The sequence below is a fragment of the Pseudomonas sp. CYM-20-01 genome, assembly GCF_023169845.1.
Classification (GTDB): Bacteria; Pseudomonadota; Gammaproteobacteria; order Pseudomonadales; family Pseudomonadaceae; genus Aquipseudomonas; species Aquipseudomonas azotoformans.
Window position 1 is genome coordinate 3,800,475 of record NZ_AP025169.1, and the last position, 23,056, is coordinate 3,823,530.

The window sequence follows — 23,056 nt, forward strand, 5'->3', positions numbered from 1 at the left end:
CGTTGAGTATCCTGGCTCAGGCCAACGTACCAATCCTGCATCCTGGGCGCCTATCAGACTTATCCGCTCCCGAACTTATGGCGTACTTTGAATTGAAAGCTGCCGCAGACTCAATTCACAACTTTTCGCAACGCGTGCCGAACCCCTGCTGTTACTGTTTTTGCCGATACGCCCCACCGGTAACAGCAGGAGTTTCATGGCATGACGACCCAGCCCCTCGATCGCTCGTCCGACCCCAAAGCCCTTCCCCGCATGCCGCCCAAGTCCGGCGCGCAGTTCCATGCGTTGCTCAAGCAAAGCGCCAACAACAAAAAGGTTGAGGCCCAGGACAAGCCACCATCGGGGCTGGATGCGAGTAAAAAAGACGGCTACGAACTCGCCGCCAAGGATGCCACGCCGCCCAAGGCATTGGCCGACTACAAGGCCATCGGCCCGCCCGATGAAGTCGGCCCTGGGCTGATCCGTTATGAAACCCAGGACGGCAAGAAAGTCATCGTCAGCGAACAGGACAGCCCCGAGCTGTTCAAGCAGGTCAGCCAGGACTTCAAGTCCCTCTCCGGCGTGGTCGCCAGCCAGAATGCCGGCTACCAGAGCCTCGGTACCGATGGCACTGCGCCGGGCAAACTCGCCGATTACAAATCCCTTGGCGCACCGGATGAAACCGGCCCGGGTGTGATCCGCTACGAGACCCAGGACGGCACCAAGGTCGTCATCAGCCAGCGCGACAACCCCGAAGCCTTCCAGAAAGCCAAGGACGCCTATGCCAGCTTCACCGGCCTGTCCAACAGTGAAAACGCCGGTTACAAGCGCGCCAGCGACAACGAAGTGTGGCCACCCTACGCCGGCACCACGGTGGGCCCTGAGGATGAAGTCGGCCCGGGCCTGATCCGCTTTGAAAGCAACGGCCAGAAAATGGTGGTGGCCCGCGACGACAACCCCAAGCTGTTCGACTACCTGGCCGGCCTGCACGCGGTCTACACCGACCCCGGCAAGAAAGCCGTGGTGGAAGGCGAGCTGAATAACGGCGCGATACTGGCCGATGCCAACACCCCGGTGCCGGGCCTGAACGACTACAAGAACTTCAATTGGAACAACGACCAGAAAGACCACATCCTCACCTACGAGCTGCATGACGGCACCAAGGTGGTGGTGTCCTCCGACGTCAGCCCCGAGCTGTTCAAGAGCGTCGCCACCGCCAATGACACCTGGGCCAAGATCCACACCAGCGAAGGCGAAGGCTACAAGCTGGCCGGGCCGAATGACTTCCTGAAAAACACCGACATCACCTTCGGCTCCCCGGATGAACTGGGCGACGGCCTGATCCGCTACGAAACCAGCGAAGGCAAGGTGATCGTCTCCAAGGAACTCAGCCCGCAGCTCTACGATGATGTGGCGGCCAAGTGGGAAGCCTCCAGTGCCAGTTCGGTGGACGATACCCGCACCAAGCACAACCTGCCCAAGTCCGGTGAGCTGGACGTGCTGAACATGGACACTGGCGTGCACGCCGATGAAAAGGACGACAAGTCGCCGACCCTCAGCGTCAGCGAACTGGCCACCACGCAACTGATCGACACCTACCGCGAAGGCGTGAAGAACGGCTCGATTGCCAAGGACGATCCCCGCGCCAAGCTGGTCCGCGCCCTCGAAGCGCAAGCCGCCTACCAGAACGGCCACGGCATCACCGGCTACGAGGAGTCCAAACGCCCGTTCAACACCACCTGGCGCGAGTTCGATGACAAGCAGACCCAGCTGACCTCGGCCGATATGCACGACATCGTCGACGGCAAGGCCGTGCAAAAACAGATCGGTGAACTGTTCAACGACCCTACCATCCAGGCTGACTACAAGTCGAAGATGGACGACGCCATCAACAAGCTGCCGAACAAGGACGAGATCAAGCAGAAGCTGCTGGACCTCACCTCCAACCCGGACTACGTGTTGTACCTCAAGGACCTGCAAAGCCAGGGCAAGACCTACGAGGCGCAGAAAGACCTCAGCGATACCCTGACGTCGCTGTCGCTGTTCGACCCGGCGGCCGCCAGCAAAGCCGCGCAGAACATCCAGGCGGACGGCTTGACCACCGACCTGAATGCCATTCTGTCGGACCCGAGCAAGATCTCCGACGAGAACAAGGAGCTGGCCACCAAGGACCTGTTCGGCCTGCTCAAAGGAGTGCTCAAGGGCAACGTGCTGGACTTGCCGCGCCGCACCCAGGAAACCTTGGAGAAATTCCTCAACGAAGGCCTGCAAGGCAAGGAAAAATCCGCCGCGGTCACCAAGGCCCTGGAAGAGCTGGGCGCCGTGTATCAGAAAAACGGCGTGATCAGCGAAGCTGACCTGAAAACCGCTCTGAGCAAACCCTACATCCCGGTGGCCGATCGCGGCATGCTCGGCGAGGTGTTCAACACCCTCAACAGCAAAGGCATCCTCGGTTCACTGGGCGCCGGTGTGAGCCTGTTTTCCGGGATTTACCAACTGGTGGGCAAAGGCGGCAAGCTCGGCGAAACCCCAGCGCAACGCATGACCATCGCCAAGGACTTCCTGAGTTTTGCCGGCGGCTCCAGCCACTTTGTACGCCTGGGCGACAAGATCGGCGAAAGCCTGGGCAAAGGTGGCCTGGTGGACTTCCTCGGGCTGGACAAGACCCTGCCGGAGATCTGGGGCAAGACCGGCATGCAGGAGCCGAACTTCGAGTTTCGCGTCAGCGAACTGCCCTCGGATGTCAAAGCCCAGATCGCCACTGCCCTCGATGCGGTGCCGGACAGCCAATACGACGGCATCTCCAAGCTGTTCGGCGAGGGCGACAAGGCCGTCACCGAAGCCACCGAAGGCCTGGCCACCCACCTGGATGACGGCCTGGCAGCAGCCGGTGCGGCCAAGCTGGGCGCGTCCAAATCGGCGAAGATCGCAGGTTCCGTGATCAAGGTGCTGGGCCCGGCCACGGACATTGCCGGCGGTTTTGCCGACATCGTACTGGGCGCATTGGCAATCAAGAGCGGCGTGAAGGATAAAGACCCCCTGGCCCAGGCGGCCGGTGGCCTGCAAGTGGCCGGCGGTGCGTTCGGCGCATCCGCCGGGGTGCTCGGCGCTGCGGCGCTGTTTGGCGCGGGCACGGCGGCGGCGTTGACCGGGCCGCTGTTCCTGGTGGGCGTGGTGCTGGCAGTGGTGGGCGGAATCGTCGGCTACTTTGTCGACCACAACAAAAAGCAGAAGGCCACCGAGAAGGAAAACGACTGGTACCGCGACCTGGCCGGCGACGGTCTGTTGCAGGACAACTGGGCCGACAAGGTCGAATACGCCCACTACGAAATCCACCATTACGGTGGCCGTGACGCACCGACCGACGACAGCATCTTCCGCTTCCAGCAATCGGAGTGGGAACACTTCGACCAGACGCCACAAAAAGGTGGCTCGTCGAGCAATCGCCTGGATGGCGGCTTGCACAAGGGCTACAAAGACCCGAACGCGAAACCCAAGAGCCTGCCGACAGATGCGCCGCCGGAGAAACCGCAGCCGCATCCACCGGGTGGCAGTGGACCGAAGATCGCTTGAGTCATGACCGCCCCCGCCTGAGTGCGGGGGCGGTCATTTACAACTTGGCGATGGACACTTCGGTGGACTTCACAAAGGCAATCACTTCACTGCCCACTTTCAATTCGAGGTCACGCACCGAGCGGGTGGTGATCACCGAAGTCACAATGCCGGACGCGGTCTGCACGTCGATTTCCGACACCACTTCCCCCAGCAAAATCTCCTTGATCACGCCCTTGAACTGGTTGCGCACGTTGATCGCTTTAATGGTCATGTCGGCTTTCCTTTTGGCTGTTGGGTCAATCCGCACGAATGCGCAGGCCCTCAAAATGCGCCATCGACCAAAACATTAAAAGGAATATATAACTCTTTATTTATTCTATATGGATATATATGAATTACCACACCCGCATCAGGTGAGCGATTTGCGCGGTGTCAGGGTGACCCAATAGCGTGTGCGTGCGTGCAGTTCCAGCCCCAGGGTCTGAGCCAGCAGGTTAAGGATGCGGTCGGTGTCGTCCAGGCGAAAACTGCCGGTCACTCGCAACGTTTCCAGGCTCGGATCCCAGCGCAACACACCGGGACGATAACGTTCCAGCTCGCGCAAAAAGTCGCCCAGCGCCTGGTTCTGTGCGGTCAGCACGCCGTCGCGCCAACCCAGTTGCAACGCATCGAACGGGACCCAGGCGCCGAGCCCGCCGGCTTGCAGCGAGGCTTGCTGACCACCCGGCAACGTCGCCATTTGCCCGTTCAGATCGCGTACCTGGACCGAGCCCTTGAGCACCGATACCAAACAGCCGGTGGCCAGCTGCCGGACACACACCTCGGCCTGGCTGACCCGCAATTGGCCATAGCGGGTCTGCACCGTCATCGCCGCCGCCCCGGGTACATTCAGCGCCAGCTCACCGTCTACGAGTGTGATGCGCCGCTGTGCAAGGTCCATGTCCACCGCTGTCGCCGTGTTGAGCTGCAAGCTGCCGCCATCGGCCAAGGACATGCGCTTGCGCTCGCCGGTGGCGGTGTGCAGGTCGGCGCGCCACGCCTCGAGGGGCAATTGGCGGCTGACCAGCCAGGCCGTCGGCACCAAGGCTGCGATACCCAATGCACGCTTGAGCACCGCGCGCCGCCCCGGTTGCGGACGGTCGAGACTGGCCATCGCCAGGGCCTGGGGCAAGTCGCTGAAACGCTGGCGCAGGGTCTGGGCTTTTTGCCAGGTCTGCTCGTGCTGGGGGTGGCTGTCTCGCCAGTGCTGCAACGCGGCGTGGTCACGCTCGGTGGCCGCGCCGGATTCGAGCAGCGCCAACCACTGGGCAGCGGCGCGAGCGACGTCACGGCTCACAGGTCCACCAGCAAACAGTGTTCGTAGGCCTGGGCCATGTAGCGTTTGACCGTGCGTTCAGACACCTCAAGCCGTTCGGCGATGTCGCGATAGCCCAGGCCTTCCAGCTGGCTCCACAGAAAGGCGCGGCGGACCAGCACCGGCAAGCCATCGAGCAACTCGTCCAGGGCTTGCAGGGTCTCCAGGACCAGCCAGCGCTGCTCGGGCGATGGCACGCAGGCTTGCGGCAGGCTCGCCAGGGCATTCAGGTAGGCCTGCTCAAGACTGCGCCGCTGATGGAAATTCACCAGCAGGCGTTTGCCGACGGTCACCAGATAAGCACGCGGCTCCTGCATCTGCGCAATCGGCTGCGCGCTGGCGAGTACGCGCAGGAACGTATCCTGGCTCAGGTCGGCAGCATCCCAGGCGTTGCCCAGGCGCCGGCGCAGCCAGCTTTCCAGCCAGCTGCGATGGTCGCGGTACAGGCTCGACAAGGTCAGTTCGGAGGCGTGGGTCGGAACAACAGCATCATTCATGGCAAGCGACCTGCGCGGCGCGAGTGAGTCTCAAATGAGATTCATTCTATTTAATATCGTGCCGACTGACCATGATCTTTTCAACGCGGTGTTTATAGGGAGGCTTCAGCATCAAACACCTGCCCGCGTCCCACCACGCTGGCAGGCTTGAGCACCGCCCCCGGCGCCAACACCGCATTGGCGCCGATACGGCACTGGTCGCCGAGCAGCGCGCCAAACTTGTCGCAACCGGTGCGCTGCAAGGTACCGTCGACCCGCACTCGCACCTCCTTGTCATCACGCTCGTTACGGTAGTTGGCGACGATGCTCCCCGCCTCCAGGTTGATGCCGTGCCCCAGCACCGAATCACCGACGAAATTGAAGTGCGCCAGCTTGCTGCCGCTGAACATGAAGGAGATCTTCAACTCGGCGCCCGGGCCGATGATGCAATGTGCATCCAGCCAGCAGCCTCCGCGCAGCAGTGAGCCGCTGGCGATGAAGCAATGGGCGCCGATGATCAGGGGCGGCTTGAGCAAGGCGCCCGCTTCTACGGTGGCAGTGCGGTGGACCGCGATTTCATCCTCAATTATGTAATCGTCGCCCGGCAGTTCAGCCAGCAACTGACGCACAACAGCAGGCGCCTGAGCGGCCAGCGCCCAGGGCGCGAGGTCAGCCCACGGTGCAAGCGGAGATTGGGAGAGGTCGGCGATGTAGTCGGTGAAGCGGATCAATGTTGAATCCTCCAGCGGTCAGAGAAGTGCAAAACGCTAACATGCACAAACCAACCTTTACTATTTGTCTTGATATAGATATTTTATCCATACCAGCCAATGAGGTCCGCCCTATGCCATTGCCGACTTACCTCGACGTCATTTCCGCCGCCCAGCGCCTGGAGGGTGTCGCCCATCACACCCCAGTGCTCACCTCACGCACCCTCGACGCACTGACCGGCGCCCAGGTGTTCATCAAGTGCGAGAACCTGCAACGCACCGGTTCCTTCAAGTTCCGGGGTGCGTTCAATGCGCTGTCGCAGTTCGATGCACAGCAGCGCAAGGCCGGGGTGGTGGCGTTCTCGTCTGGCAACCACGCCCAGGGCATTGCCCTGGCGGCGCAGTTATTGGGTATGCCGGCAACCATCGTGATGCCCAGCGATGCGCCGGCGGCCAAGGTCGCGGCGACCCGTGGCTACGGCGCCAGTGTGGTGCTGTATGACCGCTTCACCGAGGACCGCGAACAGATTGGCCGCGACCTGGCCACCGAGCAGGGCCTGACGCTGATCCCGCCCTACGACCACCCGCATATCCTTGCCGGGCAAGGCACCGCCGCCAACGAACTGCTGGAATTCACCGGCCCGCTGGATGGATTGTTCGTTGGCCTGGGTGGCGGCGGCATGCTCTCGGGCACGGCGTTGTCGACCCGTGCCCTGGCGCCGGATTGCCAGTTGTATGGTGTGGAACCCGAAGCCGGCAATGACGGCCAGCGCTCGTTCCGCAGCGGCAGCATCGTGCACATCGACACGCCGGCGACCATTGCCGACGGTGCCCAGACCCAGCACCTGGGCAACTGCACCTTCCCGATCATCCGCGACCAGGTCAACGACATCCTCACCGTGTCGGATGCCGAGTTGGTCGGCGCCATGAAGTTCTTTATGCAACGCATGAAAATGGTGGTCGAGCCCACCGGCTGCCTGGGGTTGGCCGCGTTGCTCAAACAGGGCGACCGCTTCAAGGGCCAGCGCGTGGGCATTATCGTCACCGGTGGCAACGTCGATATCGAGAAGTACGCCGCCCTGTTGTGCGAGGCCTCATGAAGATCATCCAGACCGCCCATGCGGCCCAGCCTGCCGGCCATTACTCACAAGCCATCCGCCACGGCGACACGCTGTACATCTCCGGCCAATTGCCGGTGAGCCCGGATGGGCGGCATAACCTGATGGCGCCGTTTGCCGAACAGGCGCAAATTGCCCTGGATAATTTATTGGCCATCCTCAACGCCGCCGGCGGAACCGCGCAAGACCTGGTGAAGGTCACCGTGTACGTAGCCGGCGTCGAGCATTGGCCGGCCTTCGATGGCCTCTATGCCGCCGCGCTGGGCGAGCACCGCCCTGCCCGCGCGGTGGTGCCGGTGCCGGAGTTGCACCACGGTTACCTGATCGAGATCGAGGCCGTGGCGCGCTACTTGGCGTAGGTGTAGACCGCCGCACGCGACACGCCCAGATGGGACGCCACCGTTTCCATGGCCCGGCGGATGTCCAGGCAGCCCGAGTCCTTGAGTTCCTGCATCAGCACACGCCGGTCGGCTGTCTTCAGTGCACGCGGGGTAGTGGCCAGGCGTGCGGCGAACTGGTCGATACGCGCACGGATCACGTCGGCGCCGGAAGGGTCCAGGGACTCGATGAGCTTGTCGCCGCTGACCGAGCCGAATTGTTCGAGCATGCCTTGCAAGCCACGGAACAACGAGAGGTCGACGTTCATGCACAAGGCCGCGACGTACTCACCGCCGGCGCCCTTGATGCCAATGGAGGTGCTCTTGACCTGGCGGCCGTCGCTGAACTGGTTCTGGTAGTTGGCGATGACTTGCGGGTAGTCAGGGTCGGCAATGCGTGCCAGGCCCAGTTCGGTGGTCGGGTCGCCGGGCGCACGCCCTGAAAGGTTGTTGTGGATGGCCAGGATCGAGTGCCGGGGGTCGCGCAAGTCGTGCAGCACCACTTCGCAGAAGGGGCTGAAGGTCTTGCTCAAGCCCTCGGCGATCTGTTCGAGCTGGCTGATCAAGTGAGTATCGTTGGGAGAGGTGTTTTTCATGCAAGACAACATATCCAGTCCTGGACAGGGCGTCAATTTACCCCCTGCCCCTCATTGTGGAGCCCGCACCATGGATACCCCCGCCGCATTGATCGACACGCTGAAAATGCAGCGCAATATCCAGCGCATGCAGCAGCGTGCCAATGCCCTCGGCGTGCACCTGCGCCCCCATGTCAAAACCCATAAGTGCGCTGAAGTGGTCGCCGCGCAAATCGCAGCAGGCGCCCGCGGCATCACCGTTTCAACGCTGAAGGAAGCCGAGTATTTCTTCGACCTGGGCATCCACGACATCCTCTACGCCGTGGCCATGGCCCCGCACAAATTGCCTCAGGCCCTGGCCTTGCGTCGCCGGGGTTGCGCGTTGACGCTGATCACCGACAGCCTTGCCGGTGCCCAGGCCATCATCGACTTCGGCCGCGAGCATGGCGAAACCTTTGCGGTGATGATCGAGATCGATTGCGACGGCCACCGCTCCGGTGTCAAGCCGCAGGACCCGCGCTTGCTGGAGATTGCCCGGCTGCTCGGCGACAGCCTGGTCGGCGTGCTGACCCATGCCGGCGAAAGCTACGGGCTGGACACGCCCGAAGCCCTGCGGGCCATCGCCGAACTGGAACGCGCACGGTGCGTGGAAGCGGCCGAGCATATTCGCGCTGCCGGGATGCCGTGCGCACAGGTGAGTGTCGGCTCCACCCCCACCGCGCTGTCGGCAGTGAGCCTGGAGGGCGTCACCGAGTTGCGCGCTGGCGTGTATGCGTTTTTCGATCTGGTGATGCACAACATCGGCGTATGCCGCACCGATGAACTGGCCTTGAGCGTGCTGACGACGGTGATCGGCCATCAGCCGGAAAAGGGCTGGATCATCACCGACGCGGGCTGGATGGCCATGAGCCGGGATCGCGGTACTCAGGCGCAGAAGCGTGATTTTGGTTACGGCCAGGTCTGCGATGAACACGGCGAGCCCATCGATGGATTGCTGCTGGGCAGCGCCAATCAGGAACATGGCGTGGCGCAGTTCCAGAGGCGCGACGTGGATGTGGTCGCGCAATTCCCACTGGGCAAACGTCTACGCATTCTGCCCAACCATGCGTGTGCGACAGGGGCGCAGTTCGGCTGTTACACCGCGGTGTCTGAGACCGGCGAACTACAGGTGTGGGAGCGCCTGCGCGGCTGGTAACACGCCTGGCGGATTGTGCCTGCACGATCTGGAGTTCACAGACCGCGCTGACGCAGCCACTGCAGGAAACCCTTCTTCACCGGCACCACCGGTGCCTCCTGGGTCAAGGCCTGCGCGGCGTGCACACGGAAATCCAGCAAGGCCTTCATCGCTTCGCCGATGTCGTGGCGCGCATCCAGGCACGGCTTCAAGTATTCCTTCTCGATGCGGTACAGGGTGCAGAACGTCTTGGCCGAGAAATCCGCCAGCGTGGCCTCATCCGACAGGATCCCGGCCTCGCCGATCACCTCCCCCGGCCCCATGCGCCCGGCTTCGAATTTGTGCCCGCCCTTGGTCAACATCACCGAGACCACACCCGACTCAACGATGAACAAATGATCGCTGACCTCTCCGGCCGGCAGGATCATCTCGCCGGCGCGATAGGTGTGCAGGGTCATGTTCTGGCTGAAGGTGTCTTTCTCTTCCTGGCGCAGGGTGGAAAAAATCGACGACCGCTCCAGTAACGCGCGCGCCGCGGACATCGCCGGTGGCGCGCTGTTTTCAGTGGCCGACAGCAAGCCGACGCCCGCCGCCTGCAAATGCCGGAAGGCCAGGTCGTAAAGCTGGTTGCGCACTTCGCGCTTGAGGGCCATGGCCGGCACGAATCCGCTGATTTCATACTCGACGCCACCGCTGGCCGACGTCTTGAACGCCACACTTGGCGCCGGCTTGCCCAGCAGCGGTCGACACCCTTGCATCGCCCGCTCCAGCGCTTCGATCACCGTTTGCGGCCGCGCATGCGGGCTGACCTGCAGGCTGACCGCCAGGCCGAACATGTCCGCCGGACGCGAAAAGTTGATGATCTTGGCCTTGGCCGCCAGGGAGTTGGGAATCACCGCCAGGCTGCCCTGGGAGGTTTGCAGGCGCGTGGCGCGCCAGTCGATGTCCGTCACCCGGCCTTCGGTGCCGTCGATGGAGATCCAGTCATCGATTTGATAAGGCTTGGTGGTGTTGAGGACGATCCCGGAGAACACATCGCTCAAGGTACTTTGCAGCGCCAGGCCGACAATGATTGCTACAGCGCCAGAGGTGGCGAGCACGCCCTTGACAGGCAGGTCGAGCACGTAGGCCATGGCGGCAATGATCGCGATCAGGAAGATCACCGCCCCCATCAGGTCCTGCAACAGGCGGCCGGTATGCCCGACCCGCTGCATCATGAGCGTGCCGAGCAACACCGTCAGCGTGCGCGCCGCGAACAGCCACCAACCGATCTGCAATGCCGTGGCGGCCAGGTGCAAGGCGGTGTTGTCCGCATAGGGCGCCAGTTGCATGGGGTTCATGCCGTCGTTGAACAGCACGGCGCTGAACACCGCAAAGATCACCAACCGCGCCGCCAGCTTCCAGTTGGCGAGGTTGGCTGAAATAAGACGCCACACGGCGATGTCGATCAAGATCAGCGCCAGGGCGCACAGCATCGGGTGATCAGCGATAAATGAGGGCATCCAGGCGACTCCAGGGCGAATGCCGTGAAGATCGCATGAAATGCCGCGCCAGGGTATAGCGGGTGTGCTTACATCTGCCCGAAACGACCCGACTGAAAGTCGGCGAATGCCTGATGAATCTCCTGCTCGGTGTTCATCACAAACGGCCCATGCCCGACGATCGGCTCGTCAATCGGCTCACCGCTGAGCAGCAGCACCTTGGCGTCGTCATTGGACTCCAGCGTGAGCTGGCTGCCCTCCCGCTCGAACAACGCCAATTGCCCCTGGCGCGCGACTTCCTCGCCATTGACCAGCACTGTGCCGCGCAGGATCACCAGCGCGGTGTTGCGCCCCTCGTGCAGGTCCAGGGTGACGGGCTTGCCAGGGTTGAGGCGCAGGTCCCACACATCAATCGGCGTAAAGGTGCGGGCCGGGCCTCGGGTGCCGGCAAACTCACCGGCAATCAGGCGCAGCCGCCCGGCGTCGTTGGCCAGGGGCAATACCGGGATGTCGCCATCGACAAGGGTCTGGTAGCCGGCTTCGGCCATTTTGTCCTTGGCCGGCAGGTTGACCCACAGCTGCACCATCTCCAGCGCACCGCCTCGGCGGGCGAAGGCTGCGGAGTGGAACTCTTCGTGGAGGATGCCTTTGGCGGCGGTCATCCATTGCACGTCGCCGGGGCCGATGGTGCCACCGGCACCGGTGGAGTCGCGGTGTTCGACTTCGCCGTCGTAGACGATGGTCACGGTTTCAAAGCCGCGATGAGGATGCTGGCCGACGCCGCGACGTTGCTCAGTCGGGGTGAAATCGGCCGGACCGGCGTGGTCCAGCAACAGGAATGGGCTGATGTGCTTGCCCATGGCGTCGTAGGAAAACAGCGTGCGCACCGGAAAGCCGTCGCCGACCCAATGGGCGCGGGGGCTGGTGTAGATGCCGATAAGCTTTTTCATGGTGTACCTCCAAAGTGCATACACCATAAGGCTGCCCGCCGTTGAGCACTAGCCGGCAAAAGCAGCCCTGTTCGTCCTACGTATAGGACAATCCCTTGACCTGACGTTGGCGCAGCAGGTGAAACGCCACGTAGGCCGTCAGCGCAAAGCCAGCCTGGATGATGATCATCGGCGCGGCACTGCCGTCACGCAGCTGGCTGAGCAGGATGCCGCTGCAAGTCGCACCGAACATCTGCGCAAACCCCATCAGCCCCGCTGCCAGGCCCGCGCGATGCGCATTGGGCATTACCCCGCCGGTGACCGCGCCCGGCAACACCAGGCCACCACCCAGGGTGACCAGGGCAATCGGAATATCCAGGCCGAGCACCGACAGGCCGAACAGTTCATAAATCACCACGGCCGACACCCCGCCAACCGCCACCATCGTCACGCCCATCGCTACAATCCGCTGCGGCCCCAGGCGCATGATGTTGCGGCGGGTATAGGTGGACCCCACGATCAGCATCGACACAATCAGGCCAAAATTGAGGCCGTATTCCAGGCTGCTGAAGCCCAGCAGGTTGATGAACACCGCCGACGAACCGGCGATCACCGCAAACATGGCGCCATAGGTGCACGCCAGCGCCACGGCGAACGCCCGGTACTGGCGGCCCTTGAGCAGGTCCAGGTATTGCCCGCCGAGGGTGCGCCAGTGACCGGCCTTGGGATCGAGCGAGTGGTTGCTCTCGCGAAAAAACAGCAACGCCAGCAACAGCACCACGCTGCCAATCGCCAGCGCCAGCAGGATTGGTGCGTGCCAGCCGAACAGTTTGATCAGCAGGCCACCGACCATCGGCGCCACCACGATGGCGTAGAGCATGCCGATCATGGTCAACGCCAGGGCCGGCCCGGCTTCGGCCTTCCACACATCCCGCACCACCGTGCGCGCCAGTACCAGCGCGGCGCAGGCGCCCAGGCCTTGCAGCACGCGGGCGGCAATGAACTGGTGAATGTCGTGGACCAGCAGCATCGACAACGTCGCCAGCACGTAAAGCGCCAGGCCGCCAATCAGCACCGGGCGCCGACCAATACGGTCCGACAGCGGGCCGAACAACAGTTGCCCAAGGCCGAAAGCGGCGACAAATGCCGACAACGCCATCAGTGCCGAACCTGCCGGCGCGACCAGCGCCTGCTCGATGGCACCCAGGCCGGGAATGATCAATTGGGTCGAGACCTCACCCAGTGCCGTCAGGGCCACCAGTAAAAACAGCAAGCTTCGCGATGGGGCCGGGGCGTTTGTCATGGGGAACATCCGGGGGGCTGGATTAATTTATATTTCGACCATAATATGCGTAAAAAATTATGTCCATAATTTTTTGCCCAATGGTTACCCCGGAGCCCGCCATGCACCCTCTCCCCCTGCGTCTTCTCACGCCCCTGGCCCTGTTGATCGTCCTCAATGGCTGCAACAGCAAGGCCGACACCGCCGCCGAAGTGCCTCAACCTCGCCCGGTCCTGGCCGCCAAAGTCGAAGCGGCCGGCACCCAGCAAAGCGCCTATACCGGCGTGGTCGCGGCACGTACCGAAAGCGACCTGGGCTTCCGCGTCGGCGGCAAGGTCATCGAACGCAAGGTCGACCCCGGCCAGCACGTGTCCCGAGGCGACACCCTGCTGGTACTGGACATCGGCGACTTCGAACTGGCCCTGCGCTCGGCGAAAAACCGCGTCACCGCCGCCCAGGCCCAACTGCGCCAACGCCGTGACGACGAAAACCGCTACCAGCGCCTGGCCAGCACCGGCGCCGTGTCGCGGCAGATCTTCGACCAGTCGGCGACCAACCTGCGGGTGGCCGAAGCCGAGCTGGCCGCGGCGCAATCCGACGCCAGCCAGATCGAAAACCGCCGCACTTACTCGGTGCTCAAGGCCGATGGCGACGGCATCATCACCGACGTGCGGGTGGACCGCGGCCAGGTGGTCGCCGAAGGACAGATCGTTGCGCGCCTGGCCCACGACGGAGCCCGTGAAGCCATCGTCAACCTGCCGGAAAACCAGCGCGACCAAGCTTCGCAGAAAGCCCTGGCCTTCCCCTTCGGCGCCCCCGACCAGGCGGTGACCGCCACTCTGCGCGAACTGTCCGCCAGCGCCGACCCGACTACCCGTACCTACCGCGCTCGCTACGTGTTGCATGGCACCATCGAGCGTTTCGCCCTCGGCTCGACCATCACCGTGCGCCTGCAAGGCAACGGCCAGGCCGCGCAAACCCGCGTGCCCATCGGCGCCTTGCAGGACGCCGGGCAAGGCACTGGCGTGTGGGTGATCGGTGCAGATGACACGATCAGCTTCGCCCCGGTGAAAGTCGCCAGCCTCGGCCAGGAAGACGCGCTGCTCGACAGCGGCGTAGCGCCCGGCCAAATCGTCGTCGCCCTGGGTGCACACCTGCTGCACGAGGGTGACGCCGTACGCCTGCTGCCCGCCCAGGCATTGGCCCTCAACCGCAAACAGGACAACTGAGCATGCGCGGTATCAACCTCTCTGAACTGGCGGTCAAGCACCGTGCGGTCACGTTGTTCCTGATCATTGCGATCCTCGCCGCCGGGGTGTTTTCGTTTGGCAAGCTCGGGCGCGCCGAAGACCCGTCTTTCACCGTCAAGGTGATGACCATTACTGCCGCCTGGCCCGGCGCCACCGCCCAGGAAATGCAGGAGCAAGTGGCCGACCGCCTGGAAAAGCGCCTGCAGGAACTGGACTACTACGACCGCGTCGAGACCATCGCCCAGCCGGGTTTCGTGTCGATGCGCATGACCTACAAGGAATCCACGCGGCCCAGTGAAATCCAGGACCTGTTCTACCAGACCCGCAAAAAACTCAGCGATGAAGCCGCCAAACTGCCCAAGGGCGTGATCGGGCCGTTTTTCAACGATGAATATTCCGATGTGTACTTCGCGTTGTACGCCCTGGAGGCCGAGCACCTGCCCCATCGGCAACAGGTGCAGATGGCCGAAGAATTGCGCCAGGGTTTCCTCAACCTGCCGGGGGTGAAGAAGGTCAATATCCTCGGCGAACAGGCGCAACGGGTGTTCGTCGAGTTTTCCTATGAGCGCCTGGCGACGCTGGGCATCAAGCCGGAGCAGATTTTTTCGGCGTTGGCCGCGCAAAACGCTGTGGCGCCGTCGGGCTTCGTCGAGACCGCCGGCGCCCGTGCCTACATCCGTATCGACGGCGCGTTCGACAGCCTGTCACTGATCGAAAACGTGCCGCTGGAAGTCAACGGCCGCGTGCTGCGCATCGCCGACGTGGCCACCGTCAGCCGAGGTTATGAAGACCCGCCCAGCTACCGCATCCGCCACCAGGGCGACCCGGCGCTGATGCTCGGCGTGATCATGGAGAAACACTGGAACGGCCTGGAGCTGGACAAGAGCCTCAAGGCCCAGGAAGGCAAAATCCAGGCCGACCTGCCACTGGGGGTAAACTTCGCCAAGGTCTCCGACCAGGCGAAAAACATCAGCCTGGCGGTCAACGAGTTCATGCTGAAATTCTTCGTCGCCCTGGCGGTGGTGATGATCATCAGCCTGCTGGCGCTGGGCTTTCGCGTGGGGCTGGTGGTGGCCGCGGCAGTGCCGCTGACCTTGTCGGTGGTGTTTGTGATCATGCTGCTCACCGGGCGTGAATTCGACCGCATTACCCTGGGCGCGTTGATCATTTCCCTGGGGCTGCTGGTGGATGACGCGATCATCGCCATCGAGATGATGGTGGTGAAACTGGAAGAAGGTTTCGACCGCATCCACGCCGCCACCTTTGCCTGGAGCTCCACGGCGGCGCCGATGCTCACCGGCACGCTGGTGACGATCATCGGCTTTCTGCCGGTGGGTTTTGCGCGCTCCGGTGCAGGGGAATATGCCGGCAATATCTTCTGGATCGTCGGCTTTGCACTGATTTCGTCCTGGCTGGTGGCGGTGGTATTCACACCGTACCTGGGCGTTAAGCTGCTGCCGCAGATCAAGCCGGTGCCCGGCGGCCATGACGCGATCTACGCCGGGCGCTACTACCAGAAACTGCGCACGCTGGTGGAAGCCTGCGTGCGTGGGCGCTGGCTGGTGACCGGGCTGGTGGTGGCCGCGTTTGTGCTGTGCGTGCTGGGCATGGGCGTGGTGAAGAAGCAGTTCTTTCCCAACTCCGACCGTTCCGAGCTGATTCTTGAGGTGTACATGCCGCCGGGCAGTGCGTTCAAGAGCACCGAAGCGGTGGCCGCACAGTTGGAGAAAGCTCTGCTGCAAGAGCCGCAAACCACGATGGTGGACACCTATGTGGGCGGCGGTGCGCCACGCTTTTTCCTGTCGCTGAACCCTGAACTGCCGGACCCGGCGTTTGCCAAACTGATCGTGCAGACCCCGGATTCCCATGCCCGCGATGCATTGAAACTGCGCATGCGCGAGCGGATTGCGGCCGGTGAGTTCCCGGCGGCACGGGTGCGCGTCACGCAACTGCTGTTCGGCCCGCCCGTGCCGTTCCCGGTAGTGTTCCGTGTCTCCGGCCCGAATGTGGATGTGCTGCGTGGCATCTCCGAAGACGTGCGCAAGGTCGTCGCCGCCAACAAGCTGACCAAGGATGCCTTCCTCGATTGGGGCGAGCGCACCAGCGGGTATCGTCTGGTGCTGGACCAAGACCGCCTGCGTCTGCTGGGCTTCACCCCCAACGAGGTCAAATCCCAGCTCAACGCGTTGCTCAGTGGCAACCCCATCACCGAGGTGCGCGAAGGCAACCGCACTGTGTCCGTGGTCGCCCGCGCCCAGGGCAGCCAACGCGAAGACCTCGGCAACCTCAACAACATGACCCTCACCAACAGCGCCGGCACCTCCGTGCCGCTGGCCCAGGTCGGGCATTTCCAGGCGGAGATGGAAGAACCGATCCTAAAGCGCCGCAACCGCGCGACCACCGTCGAAGTACGCGCCGACATCATCGACGGCGTGCAACCGCCGGACGTGGAAATGGCCGTGTACAAAGACCTGCAACCGCTGATCGCCAAGCTGCCGGCCGGCTACCAGATCGACATCGGCGGCCCGGTGGAAGAAAGCGCCAAGGCCAACGTCGCCCTGGCCGCGCTGTTCCCGATCATGATCCTGCTGACGCTCACGGTGATCATGTTCCAGGTGCGCTCGTTCGGTGTGATGTTCATGGTCTTCGCCACCGCCCCACTGGGTTTGATCGGAGCGGTGCCGACCTTGCTGCTGTTCAACCAGCCATTCGGGTTCAATGCAATCCTGGGCTTGATCGGGATTGGCGGGATCCTGATGCGCAACACGCTGATCTTCACCGACCAGATCCGTCAGAACCAGGACCACGGCATGGCCATTCGCGAGGCGATCGTCGAGGCCACCGTGCGGCGTGCACGGCCGGTGATCCTGACCGCGCTGGCGGCGGCGCTGGCGTTTATTCCGCTGACGTTGTCGGTGTTCTGGTCGTCCCTGGCCTACGTGCTGATCGGTGGGGTGTTGGTGGGCACGCTGTTGACGCTGTTGTTCTTGCCGGCACTGTGCAGCCTGGTGTTGGGGCGAGAGAAGACGAGCGTTGTCGAAACGTCCCACGTAACCGCCGGATAAGCTCTACTCCCCTCCCCTGAAAAGGTCCGCAAAGTCCCTCGCCTGACTACACAGTGCGAGGGATTGCAAATGGACTTTCTGGTTGTTGGAGCTGTTTCTTGAACCCGGCCATTGGCAGGCTGGCCCTGACCCCAATGGATGTGAAGACGGTCGATGTCGAAAGCGTCTTTCGCGATTTCCGGGAATGCCTGAACACCTTTGACGCATGGGCTTCAAGCTTTTGGAGCTTGTCGGCGCTGGATGTCGAGCAAGTCTTCAAGGTCGGGGATGAAGTGGCGCTGGTCGCGCCGATCAATCGTTCTCTATACCCAAGCACCACCGTTGCGACTTGCCAGGCCAACGGCAAGTTGACCCTGGTGCACCTGTTCCAAAGCACGCAGTTCGTACCCATCGGCAACACGCCGGTGATGTTGCAGCGTGTCGACCCCAACGGCGGGCCACTGGGCGAGCCGATCCACAAAACCATCGGCCCGAGCGGCATTCTCGAAATCGACGAGTGTGAGCGCGACCAGCCATACCGGGTCAGCTTCTATCCCAACGTTTCCAAGGACCACGTCAAGGCACTGTATGCATCCTATCAATCGGTGATTGATGCATTGGACGCACGCCTGCGCGAGGAGTGGAAAAACACCTTCGAAGCCCAGTGGAAAGACTACACAGACGCCAGCCCGCTTGATCAACGCAGGCTGCTGGAGAAGGCGTTTCTTAATGGAATGGGTAAGGCGCTTTACAGCCTTTGGGACAATTTCACACAACTGTCCGAGCTGCTGGCGGACCTCCAGAGCAACAGCCAGAAGTTGCTGCAGTACGTCTCCCAGGCCGAACTGGATGAACTGCTGAAACTGGGCAAAGACGCCATCGCCCAGGGCCTGCTCGTGCTCAGCGATGAGCCGTTGATGTTTATCTACCTGTCGGCGATCTGCAGTTGGATACGGATGTTGCCGCCGCAAGCGATGAGCGAGGTGATGGGGGAAATCACCGGCGACGTGTTGATAGGTCTGCTGTTGGTGAGGGTCGCGGGCGCCATGGGGGTGACCCTGCGCCTGGGTGCTCAGGTGACGAGTCACATCAAGTCTGGCCGGGCTCGCCAGTGGCTGGAGATGCTCGCAGAACAGTTGGTCGGGCCTCGGTTGGACGCGCATGTCGAGGCGGCCAGGCCGTTGCTGCTGGGGAGTCGTGCGACGCCGATCAGGGTGGTTCCGGATGTGCCGTTGAAGGCTGGGGATCAGGTGGTTGCCAACGCGGTGCCTGCGGTGCGCAGCAAGTCCCAGCGAACCGTGCTGGTGCGGCAGGAGACCGTGGATGACGTGCCGGTTTCTGCTCGCAACCCGAATGGGGATGCGGCGGCATCTTCGGACAAAACCGTTACCAACGGCTGCCCGGTGTCGATGGTCACCGGCGAGGAATTGCTGACCCTTACCGATGGGACGCTGGACGGGATCTTGCCGTTTGAGTGGACCCGGTTGTACCGCACCAGTGCGGTGAAAATGGATTGCGGGCTGGGGTTTGGCTGGAGTCACTCGCTGGCGCATCGGCTGGTGGTTGAGGGTGATTCGGTGGTTTGGACCGATCATGAGAATCGGTCGACCACCCTGCCCTTGCCTACTGCCTCTCGACCTGCGATCACCAATAGCCTGGCCGAAGCGGCGATCTATTTGGGTGCTGCGCCCGATGAACTGGTGCTGGCGCAGGCGTCACGTTTCTACCACTTCCGCGACGGTGTGCTGACGGCGATCAGCGATGCGTATGACAACCGGCTGCGTATCACTCGGGATTTTCTGGGGCGTGTTGAGCGGGTGGATAACGGTGTCGGGCGTTCGCTTTGGTTGCGCTATGCGTCGGGCCGCATCGTGGCGGTGGACTATCAGGTTCATCGGGCTAAAGGTCTCGAGCCGTTTGAGTGGGTGACGGAACAGACCGTTGTTTCCTACACCTACGACGAAGCTGGACGACTGATTTGCGCGACCAATGCCATCGGCGAAAGCGAGGTTTATCGGTACGACGAACAGCACATCATTCTTGAGCGCGGCTTGGCCGGTGGGGCGAGCTTTTTCTGGGAATGGGAACGGTCTGGCAAGACGGCGCGGTGTGTGCGGCATTGGGCGAGTTTCTCGCAGATGGACACGCGCTATGCCTGGGATGACAACGGCCAGGTCACGGTGTTTAACGCCGATGGTAGCCAGGAAGTCTACGTACATGACCAGCGGGCGCGGCTGGTGCATCGTGTCGATCCGGATGGCGCCGAGCACTTTAAATCCTACGATGACCAAGGCCGGCTGACCGTTGAGCAGGATCCGCTCGGGGCGATCACCGCGTATCAGTACGACGAAGCCGGGCGCTTGGTGGCGGTGTTTCCGGGGGACGATGAGCCGACGACCTACGAGCATGACAACGGGTTCGTACGGGTTGTAAGGCGGGGTCAGGCGGTTTGGAAGTATGAGCGCAATGATCAGGGCGATGTCATTCGCAAGACCGATCCTGATGGCAACGCTACTGACTACAGCTACAACAAATACGGACAATTGGTTGGGGTTTGGTACCCGGATCAAAGCTGTCAGCGGCTGGTGTGGAACGAGCGTGGGCAGTTGCTTGAGGAGCAATTGCCCAATGGCGGGATCAAGCGTTATCGCTATGACGACCTTGGGCGACAGATTGCGCGTGAGGATGAGCATGGCGCGCTGACCCAGTATCAGTGGGACGACGTTGGGCGGTCAGTCCAGGTCGTCTTTCCGAGCGGCGACACGCGTAAATATACCTACAACGCTTACGGAAAAATCACCGCCGAGCGCGATGAACTCGGGAACATCACCCGCTACGAATACGCCGACGGCCTGCACCTGATCAGCCGCCGTATCAATGCCGATGGCAGCCAGGTCAACTACCGCTACGACAACGCGCGGTTACTGCTGACCGAAATCGAAAACGAAGTTGGCGAGACCTACCGGCTCCAGTACCACAACAACGGCCTGATCCAGCAGGAAACCGGGTTTGACGGCCAGCGCACCGCTTACGTTTACGACCTTAATGGCAACCTTTCGGAAAAGACCGAACACGGCGATGACGGCAGTCAGCTGGTTACCCGCTACGAGCGCGACCATGCCGGACGCCTCATCAGAAAAACCCTGCCCGATGGCAATACCGTCGATTACGCCTACGACCGCCAGGGCAATCTCCTAAGTGTCGAAGACGGCCACTGGTCCCTGGCCTACGAGTACGACAGCCAAAACCGCCTCACCGCCGAACACCAAGGCTGGGGCACGCTGCGCTACGCCTACGACGCCTACGGCCGATTGCAAAACCTGCGCCTGCCGGACAACAACCGCCTCACCCTCAATCACGACAAAGGCGGCCACCTCACCACCGTCGAACTGAACGGCGTTGTACTTACCTCACACCTGTTCAAGGCCGGCCGCGAACAGCAACGCCAACAAGGCCAATTGCTCAGCCACTACCAACACGACCACCAGGGACGCCTGTTCAACCAGAGCATCGTTGATGCCGAAGGCCCGCTCTACCGCCGTCATTACGACTACGACAAATCCGGTAACCTAACCCGCCTGCTCGACACCCGCAAAGGCGAACACCGCTACCACTACGACCCACTCAACCGCCTCACCCGCGCCGACCACTCCCAAGACGAACAGGAACGCTTCGGCCACGACCCGGCCGGCAACCTGCTCATGCAAAACCGCCCCGGCCCCGACATCGTCGCCGGCAACCGCCTGATGATCCAGGGCGACCACCATTACGACTATGACGCCTTCGGCAACCTGATTCGCGAACGCCGCGGTAAGGGCCACGCACTCGTCACCGAATACCGCTACGACTGCCAGCATCGTCTGATCGGCGTTAAGACGCCCAACGGCCAGACTGCCAGCTACCGCTACGACCCGTTTGGGCGGCGTATCAGTAAAACCGTAGATGGGATTACGACCGAATTCTTCTGGCAAGGCGACAAACTCATCGCCGAACACCACGCGGATCGGCACCGCAGCTACCTCTACGAACCGGACAGCTTTCGCCCGCTGGCTTTATTGGAAGGTTTCGGTCCAAAGGAAACCAAGGCCTACCACTACCAACTCGACCACCTCGGCACCCCACAGGAACTCACTGCCCCGGATGGCGAAATCGTCTGGTCTACGCATTACCGTGCCTACGGCGAAATCAGCCGCATCGACATCGGAAAAATCGACAACCCGCTGCGCTTCCAGGGTCAGTATTTCGATCAGGAAAGCGGGCTACACTACAACCGCCATCGCTACTACAATCCGGATGTTGGCCGTTACCTGACGCCGGATCCGGTGAAGCTGGCGGGTGGGATCAATGCGTACCAGTACGTGCCTAACCCTACCGGATGGGTAGATCCGCTGGGCTTAAGTAGCTGCCCTGGCGACGAGTGTAAACCTAACGTTCCTCCTACCCTTCGGAGGCCTAACGTCGATGAAGGCGCACCTGCTCTACCTCAACTACCGCGAACTAATGGACAGTCGAGAATAGATGCACTGACAGAGGCAAATGCAAAACGAAGGGTGCTGAGCTGGGAGCAGGAATACGATATGCATACGGTTGAAAAGCATGGCCCAGAGATACCAGATAGCGCGTTAAAACAACGATCTATTGATGGAACAAATCCAACGACTGGGGAGAGCGGGTATATCAGCTCCAGCTCCCAATTTAACTCTTGGAAAATGCAACTCCACGCTATAAACAAGGCCTTGGGCAGGATGCAGGGCGATTCGCCATCTCCCACAGGTTTGGATAATGCAGGCAACCCAGTGGTCGTGGTCGAACTGCCTGGGGCCGGGCGAGGCTATAAACCTAATACCGGGGACTTGAACAACCCCAGATACATTGAAAACATGGACAGAGCAGAAATCAGATTTGATCGACACAATCCGACTCGACCATTCACCGCTTTCCCGAAGTGAGCAGATCATGCTGAAATCCCCATTCATGGACACACCATACACTCCTAATGTCTCTCATTTATTAGGAGCCTTATCGATATACGACCTTGAGGAAACGGTTGGAAAAGAGCTATGGAAGCATGACCCTAACAATCATCAAGACAGGGAAAAAATCATAATTTCTTTCGTCCTGAAAGACCTTATGCACCTTTCCTACAGGCATCGTTTTATATTGATTTCTTCTCTCAAAGACGCACTAGACAACCCCGACTTTGACTTTTCGAAAGAATTTGAGAACGATTACGACAAGTACATAACCATGGCTTGGACCGAAACAGAAATAGCCGACCCCCGAGGCTTCTTCGTCGACATCTATCGACTCGCCAACAAGGTCTGGAAAGAAGACCTTCAAAAAGCCAGCCTCGAAGACCAGTCAACCTGGTAAACCAAACACCGCCCTCCAAGGCAACACAACCCCTCTGTGGCGAGCAGGCTTGCCCTGCGTTGGGCCGCGAAGCGGCCCCCCATTCAGGCGATGGGTGTTTATCAGGTAAATCGGCATTGTCTGTTTTGGGGCTGCTGCGCAGCCCAACGCAGGGCAAGCCTGCTCACCACAACAAGAGCCACACATCCCGGCTGCCTCAGCCTTCCATGACAGAGCAACAGCAGAGCGGGAAATATCGACCGTACTGGATGAAAACAAAGCTAAAATCGATAACTTTTTAAAAGGGAAAAACAATCAAATCATCATCATTCAAAAAACCAAACATCCCGTAGGTACAAGTTTCAAAAAGAACAGCACATCAGCCGTTTCGGGAAAGGAA

The 23,056-nt window shown here is 61.6% G+C and carries 16 protein-coding genes; 8 read left to right on the forward strand and 8 right to left on the reverse strand.

All coding sequences use genetic code 11. The features are described 5' to 3' along the window. Nucleotides 1-201 precede the first annotated feature (201 nt). Entirely contained in the window at nucleotides 202-3,552 is a 3,351-nt protein-coding gene (locus M2497_RS16905) for a hypothetical protein (protein ID WP_248481774.1), read from the forward strand. Between the two features lie 37 nt (nucleotides 3,553-3,589). Here M2497_RS16905 and M2497_RS16910 read toward each other — a convergent pair whose 3' ends face one another. The 4 genes from M2497_RS16910 to M2497_RS16925 all read right to left on the reverse strand — a co-directional run bounded on the left by M2497_RS16910 (nucleotide 3,590) and on the right by M2497_RS16925 (nucleotide 6,095). Continuing rightward, a complete protein-coding gene (locus tag M2497_RS16910) occupies nucleotides 3,590-3,805 on the reverse strand; it encodes a TOBE domain-containing protein (RefSeq protein WP_003173733.1) in 216 nt (71 codons plus the stop codon). Nucleotides 3,806-3,943: 138 nt separating this feature from the next. Beyond that, on the reverse strand, nucleotides 3,944-4,870 hold the full coding sequence (locus M2497_RS16915; RefSeq protein ID WP_248481776.1) for a FecR domain-containing protein: 927 nt from the start codon (nucleotides 4,868-4,870) through the stop codon (nucleotides 3,944-3,946). Then, a complete protein-coding gene (locus M2497_RS16920) occupies nucleotides 4,867-5,385 on the reverse strand; it encodes a sigma-70 family RNA polymerase sigma factor (RefSeq protein ID WP_248481778.1) in 519 nt (172 codons plus the stop codon). Before M2497_RS16920 ends, M2497_RS16915 begins: the two co-directional genes overlap by 4 nt. Before the next feature lie 92 nt (nucleotides 5,386-5,477). Beyond that, nucleotides 5,478-6,095 carry an LpxA family transferase gene (locus tag M2497_RS16925; RefSeq protein WP_248481780.1) on the reverse strand — a complete coding sequence of 206 codons (618 nt, stop codon included), beginning with the start codon at nucleotides 6,093-6,095 and terminating at the stop codon, nucleotides 5,478-5,480. Between the two features lie 113 nt (nucleotides 6,096-6,208). Here M2497_RS16925 and M2497_RS16930 point away from each other — a divergent pair, with 113 nt between their 5' ends. Together M2497_RS16930 and M2497_RS16935 are read left to right on the forward strand one after the other, a co-directional pair. Further along, nucleotides 6,209-7,174 (forward strand): threo-3-hydroxy-L-aspartate ammonia-lyase, encoded by a 966-nt coding sequence (locus M2497_RS16930; protein ID WP_248481782.1) that lies wholly within the window; start codon nucleotides 6,209-6,211, stop codon nucleotides 7,172-7,174. After that, nucleotides 7,171-7,551 (forward strand): RidA family protein, encoded by a 381-nt coding sequence (locus M2497_RS16935; protein ID WP_248481784.1) that lies wholly within the window; start codon nucleotides 7,171-7,173, stop codon nucleotides 7,549-7,551. The genes M2497_RS16930 and M2497_RS16935 overlap by 4 nt, the downstream gene beginning before the upstream one ends. On the opposite strand, the gene M2497_RS16940 is transcribed toward M2497_RS16935, so the two are convergent. Beyond that, nucleotides 7,539-8,165 carry a PAS domain-containing protein gene (locus M2497_RS16940; RefSeq protein ID WP_058426907.1) on the reverse strand — a complete coding sequence of 209 codons (627 nt, stop codon included), beginning with the start codon at nucleotides 8,163-8,165 and terminating at the stop codon, nucleotides 7,539-7,541. The two genes, M2497_RS16935 and M2497_RS16940, sit on opposite strands and share 13 nt — an antisense overlap. A gap of 70 nt (nucleotides 8,166-8,235) precedes the next feature. On the opposite strand from M2497_RS16940, the gene M2497_RS16945 reads away from it, so the two are divergent. Continuing rightward, entirely contained in the window at nucleotides 8,236-9,339 is a 1,104-nt protein-coding gene (locus M2497_RS16945; protein WP_248481786.1) for a DSD1 family PLP-dependent enzyme, read from the forward strand. Nucleotides 9,340-9,374: 35 nt separating this feature from the next. Here M2497_RS16945 and M2497_RS16950 read toward each other — a convergent pair whose 3' ends face one another. The 3 genes from M2497_RS16950 to M2497_RS16960 form a co-directional block, all read right to left on the reverse strand. Beyond that, on the reverse strand, nucleotides 9,375-10,820 hold the full coding sequence (locus tag M2497_RS16950; protein WP_248481788.1) for a mechanosensitive ion channel family protein: 1,446 nt from the start codon (nucleotides 10,818-10,820) through the stop codon (nucleotides 9,375-9,377). A 68-nt stretch (nucleotides 10,821-10,888) separates the two neighbouring features. Then, entirely contained in the window at nucleotides 10,889-11,749 is an 861-nt protein-coding gene (locus tag M2497_RS16955; RefSeq protein WP_248481790.1) for a pirin family protein, read from the reverse strand. Between the two features lie 76 nt (nucleotides 11,750-11,825). After that, nucleotides 11,826-13,031 carry a multidrug effflux MFS transporter gene (locus tag M2497_RS16960; protein WP_248481792.1) on the reverse strand — a complete coding sequence of 402 codons (1,206 nt, stop codon included), beginning with the start codon at nucleotides 13,029-13,031 and terminating at the stop codon, nucleotides 11,826-11,828. 101 nt (nucleotides 13,032-13,132) lie between these two features. Between M2497_RS16960 and M2497_RS16965 the strand changes: the two genes are divergently transcribed. The 4 genes from M2497_RS16965 to M2497_RS16980 all read left to right on the forward strand — a co-directional run bounded on the left by M2497_RS16965 (nucleotide 13,133) and on the right by M2497_RS16980 (nucleotide 22,677). Further along, nucleotides 13,133-14,239: an efflux RND transporter periplasmic adaptor subunit gene (locus tag M2497_RS16965; protein WP_248481793.1), complete on the forward strand. Its 1,107-nt coding sequence runs from the start codon at nucleotides 13,133-13,135 to the stop codon at nucleotides 14,237-14,239. A 2-nt stretch (nucleotides 14,240-14,241) separates the two neighbouring features. Further along, entirely contained in the window at nucleotides 14,242-17,325 is a 3,084-nt protein-coding gene (locus tag M2497_RS16970) for an efflux RND transporter permease subunit (RefSeq protein WP_248481795.1), read from the forward strand. Between the two features lie 134 nt (nucleotides 17,326-17,459). Beyond that, a complete protein-coding gene (locus tag M2497_RS16975) occupies nucleotides 17,460-22,253 on the forward strand; it encodes an RHS repeat-associated core domain-containing protein (protein WP_248488221.1) in 4,794 nt (1,597 codons plus the stop codon). Between the two features lie 7 nt (nucleotides 22,254-22,260). Then, nucleotides 22,261-22,677 carry a hypothetical protein gene (locus tag M2497_RS16980; RefSeq protein WP_248481797.1) on the forward strand — a complete coding sequence of 139 codons (417 nt, stop codon included), beginning with the start codon at nucleotides 22,261-22,263 and terminating at the stop codon, nucleotides 22,675-22,677. Nucleotides 22,678-23,056 lie beyond the last annotated feature (379 nt).